This window comes from Streptomyces sp. NPDC002588 (genome assembly GCF_040295925.1).
Taxonomy (GTDB): Bacteria; Actinomycetota; Actinomycetes; order Streptomycetales; family Streptomycetaceae; genus Streptomyces.
The window spans coordinates 39,963-56,103 of record NZ_JBEOWF010000010.1; the positions used below are offsets into that span (position 1 = coordinate 39,963).

Annotated in this window: 10 protein-coding genes; 3 read left to right on the forward strand and 7 right to left on the reverse strand. The window is 69.5% G+C overall.

Features of this window, described 5'->3' with window-relative positions:
* Nucleotides 1-28: 28 nt before the first annotated feature.
* Complete coding sequence (locus tag ABT057_RS13430; RefSeq protein ID WP_352342923.1) at nucleotides 29-3,274, reverse strand: GH92 family glycosyl hydrolase; 3,246 nt, start codon at nucleotides 3,272-3,274, stop codon at nucleotides 29-31.
* 221 nt (nucleotides 3,275-3,495) lie between these two features.
* Here ABT057_RS13430 and ABT057_RS13435 point away from each other — a divergent pair, with 221 nt between their 5' ends.
* Nucleotides 3,496-4,236 (forward strand): VOC family protein, encoded by a 741-nt coding sequence (locus ABT057_RS13435; protein WP_352342924.1) that lies wholly within the window; start codon nucleotides 3,496-3,498, stop codon nucleotides 4,234-4,236.
* A gap of 86 nt (nucleotides 4,237-4,322) precedes the next feature.
* Here the strand turns inward: ABT057_RS13435 and ABT057_RS13440 are convergent, their stop codons facing one another.
* On the reverse strand, nucleotides 4,323-7,127 hold the full coding sequence (locus tag ABT057_RS13440; protein ID WP_352342925.1) for an AfsR/SARP family transcriptional regulator: 2,805 nt from the start codon (nucleotides 7,125-7,127) through the stop codon (nucleotides 4,323-4,325).
* 248 nt (nucleotides 7,128-7,375) lie between these two features.
* Here ABT057_RS13440 and ABT057_RS13445 point away from each other — a divergent pair, with 248 nt between their 5' ends.
* Nucleotides 7,376-7,927, forward strand: a complete 552-nt coding sequence (locus tag ABT057_RS13445; RefSeq protein ID WP_352342926.1) for a hypothetical protein — start codon at nucleotides 7,376-7,378, stop codon at nucleotides 7,925-7,927.
* 514 nt (nucleotides 7,928-8,441) lie between these two features.
* A complete protein-coding gene (locus ABT057_RS13450) occupies nucleotides 8,442-9,116 on the forward strand; it encodes a hypothetical protein (protein ID WP_352342927.1) in 675 nt (224 codons plus the stop codon).
* Nucleotides 9,117-9,466: 350 nt separating this feature from the next.
* Here the strand turns inward: ABT057_RS13450 and ABT057_RS13455 are convergent, their stop codons facing one another.
* From ABT057_RS13455 to ABT057_RS13475, 5 genes are all read right to left on the reverse strand, one after another.
* On the reverse strand, nucleotides 9,467-11,368 hold the full coding sequence (locus ABT057_RS13455) for a SpoIIE family protein phosphatase (protein ID WP_352342928.1): 1,902 nt from the start codon (nucleotides 11,366-11,368) through the stop codon (nucleotides 9,467-9,469).
* Nucleotides 11,369-11,388: 20 nt separating this feature from the next.
* A complete protein-coding gene (locus ABT057_RS13460; RefSeq protein WP_352342930.1) occupies nucleotides 11,389-12,423 on the reverse strand; it encodes an ABC transporter substrate-binding protein in 1,035 nt (344 codons plus the stop codon).
* 60 nt (nucleotides 12,424-12,483) lie between these two features.
* Nucleotides 12,484-12,912, reverse strand: a complete 429-nt coding sequence (locus tag ABT057_RS13465) for a hypothetical protein (protein ID WP_352342931.1) — start codon at nucleotides 12,910-12,912, stop codon at nucleotides 12,484-12,486.
* A gap of 794 nt (nucleotides 12,913-13,706) precedes the next feature.
* The gene (locus ABT057_RS13470; RefSeq protein WP_352342932.1) at nucleotides 13,707-14,840 is read right to left on the reverse strand and encodes an FAD-dependent oxidoreductase; all 1,134 of its coding nucleotides are present in this window, start codon (nucleotides 14,838-14,840) and stop codon (nucleotides 13,707-13,709) included.
* Nucleotides 14,841-15,371: 531 nt separating this feature from the next.
* Entirely contained in the window at nucleotides 15,372-15,896 is a 525-nt protein-coding gene (locus ABT057_RS13475) for a GNAT family N-acetyltransferase (RefSeq protein WP_352342934.1), read from the reverse strand.
* Between the last annotated feature and the right edge of the window lie 245 nt (nucleotides 15,897-16,141).

Consider the following 16,141-nt stretch of genomic DNA (forward strand, 5'->3'; position numbering starts at 1 on the left):
CGGGTCCGGGCCACATGCGCGTCGGCCCTCAACGGCCGAGCGCCACCGAGAACACGTGCAGATCTCGTTCCTTCGGCAGCGTGACGGACTCGATCTGCTTGCCCTCCGGCACTTCGTACGGCTGGGTCGCGAACACGTACACCGCTGCGCCCTTTCCGTTCGGTGTGTTGCGGTACTGCGTCTTCGCCACGACGGTGTTGCCGTAGACCGGATCCGAGCCGCCGCCCGGCTTGGTCCAGTCGCCGAAGGACAGATCGGCCTGCGCCGTGGTGCCATCGGTGAAGGTGACAGTGGCGGTCCCCTTCTTGTCGCCGTTCGTGGCCGAGCCGACGAACAGGAGCCGCGTCGCGTCCGCGGTGTCGGCCGCGATGTCGAGCGTCTGGCCGTTCGCCGCGATGTTGTCCGGCCGGGTGGCGGGCGGGCCGGGCCAGACGAGAGTCGTGCCCGAGACCTCGACGCGCGCACCGGCCGTGAGTCCGGCGGCCGCCAGAGCCTGCCGCGAGTAGCTGTTCCCGGCGCGGTCGTAGTCGGCCTCGGCTGTGCTGTCGTCACTCGACACGCCCGTGCCCGAGTAGGCGTCGGCGAGGGCCGCGACGAGACCGCCGTCCTCCGCGATGAGCACGATCGCGGTGCGGTGCACGGCGCTGCCGCTGCTCCCTCGGACGGTGAGCGGCAACTCGTAGTAGCCGGGTTCGATGCCGGCCGCCGCCGTCACCGTCAGGTCGGCGGTGCCGGAGCCCGTGCGCGGATCGAGGGCGACTCTCGCGCCGGAAACCGTCAGCCCGGCTGGGGCGTCGGCGGTGACCGTCAGCAGGCGGTCGCGTCCGCCGAGCCGCTGCGCGTGCACCGTGAGCTTCGCGCCGTCACCGCCCGGGGCGGCGATCACCTGGTTCGGCGTCGCGTACGCCAGGAAGTCCTGCTCGCCCTCCCGGTACGACGGCGGCTCCGCCTTCGCCGATGCCGCCCAGGACCTGTCCGGCGTCCCGGACAGGTCGAAGTCCAGCCGTCCGCCCTTCGTGACCGCGGACCGCGGCAGGTAGGTGCGCTCCCAGTCGTGGCCGTCGAGCCGCAGCCGGTGCACGTACGGCGTGCCCGCCGCGGCCTTCGGAGCACGGATGTCGAGGTCGCGCCCGGTGCCCGGCAGATCCAGGACCACACGCGGGAACAGCGGGCTGTGCACCGACAGGTCGGAAGTGCCCGGGGTGGCGGGGTAGAGGCCGAGCGCGGCCCACACGTACCAGGAGGACTGGGCGCCGAGATCGTCGTTGCCCGGTTCGCCGTCCGGGGTCGGGCTGAAGAGGGTGGTGGCGATCGTGCGTACCGTCTGCTGGGTCTTCCAGGGCTGCCCGACGTGGTTGTAGACCCACGGGACGCCGAAGTCGACCTCGTTGCCGGCCCACATGTACGGCTCGTTCGGCCCGGCGTTCAGCTTGGTGAAGAAGGTGTCGAGCCGCTTCGCCGTGGTCTCGCGGCCGCCCATCGCCTGGATCAGGCCGGCCGTGTTCTGCGGCACCAGCCAGTTGTACTGCGCCGCGTTGCCCTCGTCGAAGCCGTCCTGGCCGAACGTGCCCTCTGCCGGCGGCTGGTAGCCGGGCCCGTCGGGAAAGCGGCCGTCCTCGCCGCGCGGGGAGAGGTAGCCGGTGGCCGGGTTGAGGATGTTCTGCCAGTTCTGGCCGCGGCGGGTGAAGGTGCGTGCCGTGTCCTTGTCGCCCGCGGCCTTCGCCAGTTGAGCGATGGCGAAGTCGTCGATCGCCCATTCGAGAGTGACGGAGGCGCCGACGCGGGTGTGGTCGCCGCGAACGGCGCTGTTGTTCGCGTAACCGCGCTCCACGTACTCCTCCACACCTGGCCGCTCCTGGTACGCACCAGGTGTGGCGTCCACCGAAGTGGCGCCCTTGACCAGGTACTTCAGGGCGGTCTTCAGGTCGAAGTCGCGGGCGCCGTAGGCGTACAGGTTCGCGATGAGCGCCACGGAGCTGTCACCGGTCATCTGGCCCGTGTAGTCGTTCGCGAGCGGCCAGCGCGGCCACCAGCCGCCCTGTTCGGCGTCGTGGACGAGCGACTGCGCCATGTCGCTCGCCTGCTCGGGGAACAGCATCGCCTGGAGCGGCGCGAGACTGCGGTAGGTGTCCCAGTCGGAGAAGTTGGCGTACTGGGTACGGCCCTCGGGCAGCGTACGGATCTTGTCGTCGAAGCCTGTGTAGCGGCCATCGGCGTCGTTGAAGGTGTTCGGGTGCATCAGCGAGTGGTAGAGGAACGTGTAGAACATCGTCCGCTCACCGGTCTCGCCGCCCGCGATCCGGATCTTGCGCAGTGCCTCGGTCCACTCGGCCCGGGTCTGCTTTCGTACGTCGTCCAGGCTCCAACCGGGTATCTCCGCGGCCATGTTGGCCTCGGCGCCGTCGACCGAGACGTACGACATGGAGACCTTGGCGCGGACGGTACGGTCGTTCGTCGTGTCGAAGGTCAGGTAGGCGCCCGCCTTCGGGGCGTCCACCGCTTCGCCGCCCTCGGTCACCGTGCTGCCGTCCCAGGTGCCGTGGGCGGTGAACGGGCGGTCGAAGGTGATCGCGTAGTAGACGGTGTACTCGTTGCCCTTGCCGCAGAAGTTGCCCGTGGTCGCGGAGCCGGTGAGCTCACGGTCGCCGTTGATCCGCAGGTCGGCCCTCTTGTCGCCCTTCAGGCTGCCGCCGCCCTTGACCAGTACCTGCGCCTTGCCCGCCGCCTCCGCGGGGAAGGTGAACGCGGCGAGCCCGGTGCGGGTGGTGGCGGTCAGTTCGGTACGTGTCTTCGCGTCGTCGCCTGTGGTCACGGCGTAGTAGCCGGCCTCCGCCTTCTCGTCGGTGTGCGTGAACGTCTCCGTGCGGTCCCACGGCGAGGCGCCGATGTCGCCGACGACCGGCAGCAGCGGCACATCCCCGAACGCGGTGCAGCCGACCGATGCGTGATCGAGGCTGAAGCCCTTGATCCTTTCGCTGTGATACTGGTAACCGGCGTAGGAACCCGCGGTGTCGGGGGAGAACTGCATCATGCCGAACGGGGCCGACGGACCGGGGAAGTTGTTGATCTCTCCCACCGACTCGCCGCCCTTGCCGGTGCCGATGAGCGGGTCCACGTAGTCGGCTGGATCTTCCACCGGTTCCGCCTCGCGCGTGGACAACGTTGTCGAAGCCTTTGATAACGATGTCAGGGCTGAGGCGGACGCGCTCGGTCCCATCGCCAGCACGGCCACCACCGCGGTGACGGCTGCGACTTGCGTTCTGAAGCGTCCCATGTACGACTCCTGAGCGACGACGTCTCGGCCACACACGGTCGGGCATGTCCGCGCCAAGGTCAATAGCCGTGCACCAAAGGCTCTTCGGATGAGCGGTTCACTTGGCTTGGCCGGGCTGGGCGCTTGGTCGGCGAGCTGAGCATTGCGGCTGGTGAGCGAGTTGATCTCTGTTCGGCGATGGCGCGGATGTCGCTGGAGAGCGGGCGCATAGGATCGCCGGCATGGGACTGAGACCTGTTCAGGTGAACATAAAGGCTCTTGATGCCCCGGCGGTCGGCCGGTTCTGGGCGGAGGCGCTCGGGTGGAGTGCTTACAGCCCCGGCGTGACCACCTACGTCGGACCCGTCGGCGGCCTCGTCTGGCCGGACCCGGTCGCCGTCGGCATCGACGTCGTTCCCGTCCCGGAACCCAGGACGACAACGAAGAACCGTGTGCACCTCGATCTCGCCACCACTTCTGCGGCCCATCAGGCGGAGTTGGTCGCGCGCCTGAAGTCTCTCGGTGCGACGCCCGCCGACGTGGGCCAGGGCGATGTGCCGTGGACGGTCCTCGCCGACCCGGAGGGCAACGAGTTCTGCGTGCTGGAGCCCCGGGAGATCTACCGGGACACCGGACCGATCGCCGCGGTGGTGGTCGACTGCGCGGATCCGCGGGCCATGGCCCGGTTCTGGGACGAGGCGACGGACTGGACCCTGCATGAGGTTACGGACGATCATGCGGCGTTGCGCTCAGCCAAGGGTGTCGGCCCGTATCTCGAGTTCCTCCGCACGCCCGGCGTGAAGACCGTGCCGGACCGCGTCCATCTTGACCTGCTGCCGTACCCCGGTGACGACAGAGCGGCGGAGGTGGCCCGGCTGCGGGCCCTCGGCGCCACCGACCTCGACGTGGGCCAGGGCGACGTCCCGTGGACGTGCCTGTCCGACCCTGAGGGCCACGAGTTCTGTGTCCTCGCCCTGTCCTGACGCGGAGCCGCAACGACACCGCGACACATGAGCCTTGTGTGCTCATACGCCAGGCCCGGGTGGGCCGGGCTGCGGCGTCTCGGTCGTCACCCTGCCGCCAGGCGCTGAACGATCCTGGTGCGCAGTGGGTCCGTGGCCGGGAGGCCGAGTTCTTCGGTGATGGTCAGGGCCTGGGTCCATGCGGTGCGGGCGGCCTCGTGGTCGGCGGCGGTGGCGTGGGTGTCGCCGAGATAGACGAGGCCGGTGGCCTCACCGTGGCGATCACCGGTCTTGCGGAACAGGGCGAGTGCCTGCCCGTAGCAGTCGAGGGCCTCCGAGTGGCGGCCGAGGTGATGGTGGATGTAGCCGAGGCTGTCCCAGGTGTGGGCCTGGCTGTTGAGGTCCTCGGTCTCCAGGGTCAGGGCGAGGGCTTGCCGGCAGTCCGTGAGCGCCCGGTGATGGTCACCGAGTTGGGCGCGGAACCAGCCGATGTGGTTGAGGGCGGCCGCCTGTCCGGACCGGTCGTCGGCGGCCTGGGAGTGCCCCAGGCTGTGGCGGGCGTGGTCGAGTGCCTGCTCGGCGTGGCCCTGGGCCCCGGACAGCCGGGCGAGGTGCAGGTGGGTGCGGGCCTGACCGGGGTGGCTGCCGAGTTCGCCGAACAGTTCGAGAGCGAGCAGGTAGTGGGTACGGGCGTCGTCCGGGTGGTCCAGCCGGTCCTGGGCGATCCCGAATCCCCGGTGGGCGTTGGCCTGACCGGCCGGGTCGCGACGGCGCACCGCGGAGTCGAGGGCGGCGGTGTGGGCTGCGGCCAGCGCCCGCCAGTAGCCGTACCGGTCGAGAAAGCTGGTGAGGGTCGAGGCGAGTTGCCAGGCGTGGGTCTCGAAGCCGGTGGCGGAGGCCTGATCGATCGCGGCGAGGAGAACGGGATGCTCGGCGATGAACCAGGCCTGCGCGTCCTGGTGGTCGGAGAGATCTTCGAGGACCGCGCCGGGCGGGGCAGGGGGTAAGGCGATCAACTTGCGCACATAAGGGGTCAGTACTGCATCGGCGGTGCGGGCGGTGTGCAGGTAGTGGTCGAGCATACGGCGCGTGGCCGTGTGCCGGTCAGCCTCGCTGTCGAGGGTGTTGGCCAGTTCGGTGGCGTAGGCGCGGAGCAGATCGTGATACGCGTACCGGCCCGGAGCGTGTTCGGTGAGCAGGTTTGCGCCGACGAGTTCGGCCACCAGGGTACGGGCCTGCCCGGCCGCGATCCCCGCCAGGCCGGCCACGGCCGGGACACCGATGTCGGGGCCCGGGTGGAGACCGAGCAGCCGGAAGAGCCGGGCCGCATCGGGGCTCATTGCCCGGTAGGACCAGGAGAACACGGCCCGTATCCGGGTGACCGTGTCACCGCCGTCCAAGGCGTCGAGACGAGTGCCGGATTCCCTCAACTCCCCGGCGAGCACGGCGAGCGGCAGATGGGGCTGGGCGGCGGCGCGGGCGGCGACGACCGCCAGCGCCAGCGGAAGCCCGGCACACCGGGCGATGATCTCCGCCACGGCGGCGGGCTCGGCGGCCGCCCGGTCGCCACCGATGCGGTTGGTCAGCAGTTCCCCGGCCTGAGCGGGGGCGAGCAAGTCGACGGGGAGCAGCTGGGCACCCTCGGCCGCAGCCAGGCTGGTGAGCCGGTTCCGGCTGGTTATGAGAGCCAGACAGCCCGGCGCGCCGGGCAGCAGCGGACGGACCTGCTCGGCGTCGCGGGCGTTGTCCAGCACCACCAGCACCCGTTTGTCCGCCAGCAGACTGCGATACAGGCCCACCTGCGCGTCCAGTCCGGCCGGAACACGGGCGGGCGGAACCCCGAACGCGTCCAGGAAGCCCCGTACCGCCTCCGCCGGGTCCATCGTCGCGCCACCGGGATCGAACCCCCGCAGATTCACATGGAGCTGCCCGTCGGGAAAGGAATCCCGCACCCGGCGCGCCCAGTGCACGGCCAGTGCGGTCTTGCCCACCCCCGCGGTGCCCGACACCGCCGAGATGACCACTGCGGCAGGCCGCACCGGGCCGGCCTCGGCAGTGCTCAGCAGGAGGTGGTCGAGCTGGGCGAGTTCGCCGTCGCGGCCGGTGAAGGCCGCGATGGACAACGGAAGTTGTGCGGGGGCCGGGCTCGACTGCGCCGGTGCTGCCGGCTGCGGGACGGCGTCCTGGCGCAGGACGGCGCTCTGGATGTCCCGCAGCGCGGGCCCGGGGTCGATGCCCAGCTCCCGGGCCAGCCGGTCGCGGGTGCGGTGGTAGTGGTCCAGGGCTTCGGCGCTACGGCCGCAGCGGTGCAGCGCGAGCATCAGCTGGCCGGCCAGACGTTCGTCCAGCGGGTGCTCCGTGGCGCGGGCCGACAGCTCGGGCAGCAGCGCGGTGTGCTGTCCCAGGCGTAATCGCAGGTCGTTCAGGTCGAGTTGGGCCGCCAGCCGTTCCTGGACCAGGGCGTCGCGCAGGGCGTTCAGCCAGGGAGTGTCCAGGGTGGAGAAGGGCTCCGCGCGCCACAGTCGCAGGGCCTGTTCGAACAGGGCCGCGGCCAGGGTGTCGTCGTCGGCGGCGCGGGCCTGTTCGGCCAGGCGGCGGAAGGAGTGCATGTCCACGGTCACGGTGCCGGCGGTGGTCAGGGCGTAGCCCCCCGGCTGCCGCGCGATGACCGCCTCGCCGGTGGTGGCCAGGGCCTGTCTCAGCCGGGAGAGGTAACCGCGCAAGGTGGTGCGAGCCTGCCGCGGAGGACGGTCCCCCCAGACCCGGTAGATCAGCTGATCGGTCGTCACCGGATGGCCGACGTCCACCAGCAGCACCGCCAGCACACCCCGCTGGCGGGTGTGGCCCAACGCCACGGGGCGGCCGTCGATGCCGGCCTCGACGCTGCCCAGCACACCGAATTCCACCGTCATCCTGACCGTACTCCTCCCGAGGCCGGATATCGCACACCTGTTCTGACCGGGTCTGGATGGCCGATTCAACGAATGTCCAACGTTTGTCGCTCACCGGCCCGCCACCTTGGTGCGAGACAGCAAATGCTCCGGAGAACCGGACCGGCGGAAAAATACCGACCCGCTTCCACCGGGACACGGCGATCAGCAATCACGGGTGACATCAGTGAGCACGACACGATCATCAGTTTCCGCCAGGAGGAGAAGACGTGAACAGACGTAGACTGGTCGGTCTGTGGCTGGCCGGCACGATGACGATCGCGGCCGGCTTGAATCTGGCAGGGACGGGAACAGCCCAGGCCGCCCCGGCCAAACCTGCCGCCGCTGCCGCAGCCGCCCGCCACCAGTTGTTCCTGTGGTGGAACGCAGCACGGGGCGACAACTTCACCTCGGGCAACGCCGCCGAAGAACAGAGCGCCATAATCGCCAACTACTCGCTCGCCAGGCAGGAGGGCTGGGCCCTGGCGACCCAGGATCCGGGCACGGTTCCGCTGTATCTGTTCTGGAGCGGTTCCCGAGAGGACAACTTCAGCACGGCGACGGCCGCAGGCATCGACTCGGCGTACGCCGCCGGCTACACCCTCGCCGGGGTCGAAGCCTACGTCTATTCCTCCCAGGTGAGCGGTACCGTGCCGCTGTACCAGTTCTGGAGCGACGCGCGAGAGGACAACTTCGTCACCGCAACCCAGGCGGGGATCGACTCGGCGTACGCCGCCGGCTACAGCCTGGTCCGAGTCGAGGGCTACGTGTACCCGTCCTAGGGCGGGTTTCGAAAGTCCCGCCTGCCTGGCGGCGTCTGGCACGCACGCTCGCCTTCGGGGCGACCGTCCGCCTTGCGGTCGCACGCACCAGACGCCGCCAGGCCTGCCCTTCGGGCAGACGACGGCAGAGACCAGATTCACGGTCCCGGACGAAGGCTCACTGCCTGCCGAGCTGTCGGCATTCCTGCGCGCCACGTTCCGGCAACACGGCCGACGGCCTGTCCGGATCGGGCCGATGGGCCCAGGCCCTGCTCGATCCGGTCTTCGCGGTGGCACAGCCGGCCATCGACTTCGCGTCGCTGAGGCGTGAGGGTGCGGGAGCAGCGGCGCCCGCATCTCGTCGCGCTCGCCGCTCACCGGCAGGCGGCCCCGCCCCGCCTGGCCGACCCGGACATCGCGGAATGGGGCGTGCGGTCTCCCGGCATTCGCGGCGCTCGCGCAGACCCCCGAGTGACAAGCCGCCGGACGGGTGGGGGAACATCTGTTCAGCCATCGCTCGTCGTGAGAGGTCGTCATGCGCTCTGCTTGCCGTGCTGCTTCGTCCGTCCTGCTCGCCACCCTGTTCGTGGCGGGCTGCTCGCCCGACTCGCTCGGTGGCTTGTCCGCGTCTGCGAGCGGGACGCCGACGGCCGGCCCATCGGGAACGGCCGCCTCCGGTGGGGCAGCCGGGCGGGCCATCGCCGTGGGGGCCGGTCCGCAGAAGACGTACACGGTGCAGCAGCAGCCGGCCGCGGGATCCTGCCACTACCGCCACGAGCACGGGGAGCCGCTGGAGGACCCGAAGTGCACGCCCGGCGCCATATCCCCGGCGGTCACACAGGCGAACCTGGCGTCGACCATCTGCCGCAAAGGCGGCTACACCTCCGGCATCCGCCCGTCGACCTCCGTCACCGGCAAGGAGAAGGAACTGAATGCCGCCGCCTACGGCTTCACCGGCCGTCTGGGGGACGCCGAGTACGACCACTTGATCAGCCTGCAGCTGGGCGGAGACCCCAACGACTACCGCAACTTGTGGGTGGAACCCGCCGACCCCGGCCATCGCAAGGGCTCGGGGGTCAACAACAAGAAGGACCCGGTGGAGACGAAGCTGCACACCGCGGTCTGCAAGGGCCGGGTCACCCTCAGAGCCGCGCAGCAGGCCATCGTCACCGACTGGACCACGGCCCTGGCCACCCTCCACCTCGCCTGAAGGGGCCGCTGTCGGAGTGTCGCGTCGAACGGCCCGCGCGTCCCCGGCGGGCCCGATCCGGCCGTCGGCACGCAGGAGCCCCGGCTGGACGGGGGAGACCAGCCGGGGCCGTAAGGCGGTGACAGGCGGAGGGCGGTCGCCTCTCGGCGGAAGGCTCCATGGGGCTTCAGCCGGACGATCGTCCCCATGGGCTACAGGTGAGGCCCGGGGACACTGTCCCCTCCGCCGGCCACGTACAGGTGAACGGTCGGCTGCCTCGAGTTGTTCCCGCCCGGTCCCGACGACCGCGGTGAGCGATGGATGCCCGGCACACGCCGCCCGTCGAAGCCTCGAAGACCGGGTCGCGAAGGTCATTCGTTTCCCTCGCGCCGGCGAGCGGCGAGGATCGCGACGTCGTCCTCGTACGCACCGTTCGCCAGGCGGACCAGGAACGTGTCGAGCAGGTCGTCCAGAGGGCCGTCCGCCGGCAGACTCAGCGTCTCAAGCGCCTGCACCGAGATGTCGATGTCTGTGCCGCGTCGTTCCACCAGGCCGTCGGTGTAGAGCAGGAGAGTGGTGCCGCGGTCCATTCGTACGGTGAGCGATTCGTAGCCGCCGAGTCCGGTGCCGATGGGCGGTCCTGCCGGGAGCCACAGGACCTCGATGCTGCCGTCCGGTCGTACGGCGGCGGGCGGCAGATGACCGGCGCTGGCCGTCGTGCAGGTGTCCGCGCCGGGATCCATGACCGCGAGAAGACAGGTGGCGAGGCGGTCAAGGCCGAGGTGCGCGATCTGGCGATCGAACTCGCCGAGGATCTTGTCGACGCCCGCGCCGGAAGCGGCAATGGTGCGCAGCAGGGAGCGGTACTGGCTCATGGCGACGGCGGCCTGGAAGCCGTGGCCCATCACATCGCCCATGACCAGCAAGGTGCGGGAGTCCGGCAAGGGGATCGAGTCGTACCAGTCCCCACCGACGAGGACGCTGTGGCCGGAGGGGAGATAGCGGGCGGCCACCTCCACAGCGGGGTGCGGGGTGCGGGGTTCGGACAGCAGGGCCCGCTGGAGTTCCAGCGCCATGGTGTGTTCGTGGCTGTAGCGGCGTGCGCTGTCGATGGAGACGGCGGCCCGGCCTGCCAGCGCCTGGAGCGTCAGGACGTCGTTGTCGTCGAAGGGCTGCGACGCGCCGGCCCGACCCAGAAGGACGACGCCGACCGGGCGACCTGCCGTGATCAGCGGGGTGATGAGAAGCGAGTGAATACCGGCGGCGCGGAAGATCCTGGTCCGTTCGGGGTCCACCGTCACCTTCTGGAACAGCTCGTCCGAGGCCAGGTTGCCCAGCCACGGCCGTCCGCTGTCCAGGCAATGCCGTGTTGCGACGCCGCGGGGAACGTCGACGTACGGTCCTGGTCCGCCCAGCTGGTGCAGCACCCATTCCATCCCGGGAGGCGCCGAGCCCCTCACCTTGCGCAGCCGCAGGAAGCCGGGAGGAGGCGGGGGAGCGCCGGTGAACTCCTCTTCGACGATTCCCACCGCGGCCATGTCGGCGAGCGACGGGGCCAGGAAGTCGACCAGCTCCTGACACGTGGTTTCGATGTCGAGTGTCGTGCCGACGCGCGCGGCCGCGGCATCCAGCAGGGCAAGCCGCTTGTGCGCGGTCTCCAGGTCCTCCAGATAGCGGCGCAGACTGCTGATCTCCACGCCGATCCCGCACAGACACGCGTCCTGCCCCGGCAGGTCCACGCGGTGATAGACCGCTCGCCAGAGCCGCTGCCCCAGCGGAGACGAGACCCCTGTCGTTCCTGCGATGGTCGCCTCCCGGGGTTGCCCGTCGGCGAGTACCTCGAACAGGACGTCGTCCGGGCTCTGGAGGTCCGGCAGTACTTCCCCGAGCGTTCGTCCCAGGAACGCAGTGGCGGGCACGCCGCTGACCCGGACCCATGCCGGGTTGACGTACAGATGGCGCAGCTGCGCGTCGAGAACGACGATGGGGGCCAAGGTCCCCTCCACGAGCTGACGCGCCGGAAGGCCGTCACCCTCCGGAAGAGGCCACTGCGGCATCGGGCCTTCACCGTTCACATGTTCCCTCTCGCTGTCTCCACTGGAGCCCATGCATACCCCGTCGATGAAGTGACCTCTCGCGGTGAGGCTGGACGCATGAACGTGGAACGCGGGACGTGCCGCAGGGCCGGGCAGATGTTCGTCGCGGTCCGTGGCACCGGACACCCTTCCGGCGCCCCCATCAAGCAGGCCTGACCCACCTGGCTCACCTGGCATCAGCGGAAGGTTCAGCCGGGTCAGAACGCGTCGGGATGCAGCATCCTGGCAATCCTGTCCACGGCCAGGTCGTTGCTGGGGCCGAGGTAGATCGAGTCGGACAGGACCGTGTAGGTGTTGTTCTTGGCGGCCGGCCACTGGGGGAACTCTTTGAGCAGTTGCTTGGCGTAGGCCGTCGGGTCGGGGGAGCCGGCGCCGAGTACGACGAGGGCGTCGACGTCGGTGGCGGCGACCTTCTCCTTGCTCAGGTCGGCGAAGACGGTCCTGGACGCCGATTCGAAGACGTTGGTGCCGCCGGCCTTGGCGAGGATGTCGTTGAAAATGCCCTTGGCGGCAACCCATTCGAAGGTGTCGTTGTCCATCGACGTGCCGGCGAAGAGCACCATCACCTTCGACTTCTTCTCGCCCTTCACCTTCGCGGACACCGCGGCGATCGACTTCTCGGAGGCGGCGATCAGCTGTTCCGCCCGGGCACTGACATCGAAGATTTTGCCCATGTCGCGCAGCAGTGTGTAGCTGTCGGAGATGGTCATCCTGGAGGGGTCGTCGTCGCAGCCCTGCGGGGAGACGTAACTGTTCGCGCCCACCGTCCTCAGCTGCCGGCGGGTGGCGAAACCGTTCTGTGCGTCGAAGCCGTAGGCCGTGACGGACAGTACGAAGTCCGGCCGCAGGCTCAGCATCGTCTCGCTGGGGATGTCGCCGGCGTCATTGAGCTCGATGTCCCCGGCGGGCAACGCCTTGATGGCCTTGGCCCGGCCCGCGACCTCGGACATCCCGTAAGTCTGCTCGTTGGCGACGATGCGGTCGCCGAGCCCGAGCGCGAGCAGTGTGGAGACCTCTGCGACAGAGCCGCCGTTCATGACGACCACTCTGCCGGGGGCTTTGGCGAAGGTCTCGGTCTGCCCGCAGTTGGTGACGGTCACCGGGTAACCGGAACCCGACGCGGAGACGGACGCCTTGTCACTCGCCGTCCCGTTCGAGGAACCGGCGCATCCTGCGGTGACCAGACAGAGAGCTCCGGCCAGGACAGCGGCGACGGACCGATTCTTCGACATACGGACTCCTCGGTGCATGGTGAGCGGGTTTCATTCCACCTAGTCGGGCCGAAGGCCGCCTCAGTTCCCGGGATGCCGAACCATCCGGGGACAACGGAGAAATGCCCCCTGGCGATCACCTGTCCGTTCCGGCCGGGCCGCGCGATCGCGTGCCGCCGCCACCGCCGAGCGCGTACACCCGGCACATGTGATCTCGCGAGCCGGTCGGTCGCCGTCGGCGGCGGCCACGACGATTCGTTCCGTTCCGGTCGCCAGCAGCTTCTCCACCACCCGCACCACCTCGTCCTGACCGGCGTCCGACGCGATACCGGCGACGATGCCGGAGCTCGGGATCAGCAGCGCACCCGGCAATGCGTCCGGGTCGAGAACACGGACGGCGGCCGCCTGGGACTCACCGACGAGCGCACCGAGCCGGGGCCCGTCACACTGGATCACCGTGTGGGCGCCGACCCTGGTGGAAGACCGCAGCGCCTCGGTCCGGCCGAGCAACTCCTCGGGCCCCGGACCGAACCGGTCGCCGATCTTGTCCAGTGCCTGCCGGGACGCTGAGCGGCCCCTCGGGGCTCGCCACCGTGACATCGGTGAACGTGCCACCGGAATCCACGTCGATGGTCAGTGTCCTCCGATTGCGTCAGGAGCTTTCCGGCTTGCGCGGCAGCGCGAAACAGTCTTCCGCGACCTCGACGGGCACTCCGGTCGACGCCCGCACCAATTCCAGGTCCACGGCCAGTCCCCTGGCGATCACATGCGTCCCCGCCGGCTCGAAGATGCCCAGTGCGTGTTCGAGCGGATCAGCTGAACCGGCGCACCCGATCGGTTTCCCTGCGCGCCGGCTTGGTCAGCGGGCATTCTCGGGCTGTTTCGAAGACCGATGCAGTTGTCGGGGCGACCGTTGACGCTCCGCGCGCGAGCAACCCGGGCGGTACGACGGCGATGTGGGTGACAGACCGCCTGGACGGGCTGTGGTGCGACCAGGACTTCGCTGACTGGTCCCCGCGTGACGGGCTTCCGGGTCTGTCACCCGCCCAGCCGGCGACCGTCCGCGTGCTGCCGGCCGCGCCGACCGCCCCCACGCACTCACCCGGCTGGAACTGGTCACCGAGGCCGACCGTGCCGTGCTGGATGAAGTGGCCCGCACCGCTTCGCATCTGCTGGACGGGCCTGATCGATGCGGGCTGGGGGCGACCGCCGCTACGCCCGTCCGGCTCCTCGCCGCCGGCCACGACGCCTGCCGGCTGCCGGAACGCCTCTGACGTTCACCGCGGTGCCCCCGGCCCAGCGGCTCACGGGGTCTGCTCGCCTCCCGTGAACATGTTGATCAGGCCGTGCGGTGCGTCGTCTCCGTAGAGCATGTCGTGGACGTAGGTGCCTTCGGTGGCGGCCGCGGCGCTGCGGGGGAACATGGCCTGCTCGTATTCGGTGAGCGCGGTCTCCATGTCGTCGGGGTGTGCGGCAAGGGCCTTGCCGAGTTCGGCGGCGTCGTACATGGCCAGGTTGGCGCCCTCGCCGTTCGGGAGGGCGAGGTGGGCGGCGTCGCCGAGCAGGGTCACCCCCGGCACCCGCTCCCACCGGTGCTCGACGGGCAGGGCGAAGAGGGGCCGCAGCACCGGTGCGGTGTCACCGTCGGTGATCAGCGCGGTGAGCTCCGGTGCCCAGCCGTGGAACTCCTGCGCGATCAGTGCGGTGGCCCTGACGGAATCCGTGAAATCGATGTCCGTGAACCAGTCCCGCGGCCGGGCGAGCATCACGTAGGTGTGCAAGGTGCCGCCCTTCTCCCGGTGAGCCAGGAGTCCCTTGCCCGGCGCGAGCGCGAACAGCGACCCGCCGCCGACCGCTTTCGCGCTGGCCGGGTGCCGGGTGTCGGAGTCGAACAGGTAGATCTCGACGGACGACATGCCGATGTACTCGGGCGTGGCGTCGGACAGCAGCGGCCGGACTCGGGACCACGCGCCGTCCGCACCGACGAGCAGGCTGGTGGTGACCGTGGTGCCGTCGGCGAAGGTCACCTCGTGGCGGCCCTCGCCGAGGGCACGGGTACCGCTCACCTTGTGCCCCCACCGGACGGTGCCGGCCGGGAGAGAGCCGAGGATCATCTGCCGCAGCTCGCCGCGCAGAACCTCGGGCCTGCCCCCGGTGCCGTCGTCGGACTGGTCGAACAGAACGGCCCCATCCCCATCGAGGACCCGCGTCGACTGGCGGCCCTCCAGGACGAGACCGCGGAACTCGTCCGTCAGGCCGGCCGCCTGCAAAGCCGGCTGTCCGTTGTCCTCATGGATGTCGAGCATCCCGCCCTGCGTACGCGCCGTCGCAGAAGCCTCCGCCTCGTAGACGGTGGCCGTGATGCCGTGGACGTGTAAGACGCGGGCGAGCATGAGGCCGCCAAGTCCGGCACCGATGATCGTGACGTCAGTGGTCATGGTGGTTCCTTGCTGTCGCATGCCTGCCGGATGGGCACCCGGCAGGATCTGTGGGGAAAGGTTTCAGGACCCGCCGACAAGTCGCCGACAACGGACCCACAGCCACCGACATGTGACCGACACAGGAGCTTTTCCGTCCGATCACCCCAGGTCAAAGCACTGACCGGCAAGAAGGCCCAGCACAGCATCCGACACGACAGGCAACTTCCGTTCGGGACGCCCCGCCACGCCGAGAGGTGACCTGCCAGGTCTGCAAGAGCCACCCCGAGAACGGAGTGCGGTCCGCCGACTGGGGAAGCCAGTCGGGCCGGCGCGGTCCCAGGCGCTCATCTCGGCCCTGGTCCACAGCGCGAGGGCGGAGGCCGGGTCCTGCATGCCGACGGGCGTCATCGCCCCAGGCCAGTGCGGAGACGGCGCCGAAGCTGGTTCCGGATGAAGGTGACGACACCACGGCGGTTCCACCGACAGAAGAACCCGTAACCCGTCTCCCACGGAGTTCTGTGGAATCTGATCTGTCAAGGCGGCTCGGGATCAATCCCACTCGGCGTCGACGTAACCGAGGCGCCGGTTCATCTCGATGGCGGTCGTGTTATCCCGATGGTGGACTGTCCGGATCTTGTCCACTCCGCAGAGGCGAGCGAACTTGATGCCGTACGTCTTCATGGCGACCGCGAGGCCCTGACTGCGGTAGGGCCTTCTGACGCCGGTCATCTCGTTGAAGACGAAGCCTGCGGTTCGCCAGTCCGATGTCGCGGCGAGCCCGCACCACGTGTCGCCGTCGAGGGCAACCACGACACCACGCGGGTCGTAGGAGGGAGCCTCGATTCTGCGCTTGAGATACTCGTCGAAGGTGTAGAACTCGCCGCGGCCTGGGATGTCGGCGGAGCACTCCTTGTTGAGCTCATAGAGCGCGCGCCGATGAGGTGGGGTGTCGCCCAGATCGGCCAGCGTCGTCAATCGGATCCCGGCGCTTCGGCAACGCTCCAAGTACGTCTCGAAGCGCGCCGCCTGGAAGGTGCTCGCATCGAGTTCCAGCTTGACCCAGCGGTCTGACACTGTAGGGCTCCCCTTCGGCGGATCCATGAGCCTGGACGTCCATTTAAGGTGCAGTGGCCAAGAAGTCGGCCAAGTCAACCTATCTGCCGGTCGATGGGCTCGGCCAGAGCCCCGTTTGTACTGGTCAAGACCCTACTCGGAAGAGGCGGGGTGGTGCGCGGGCGGAAGGGGCTGGTGGCCGCGAAGGCGCTGTTGTATGCCCAACCGCTGGTGGAGGAGAAGCCTGCCGAGTGGGATCATCCTGC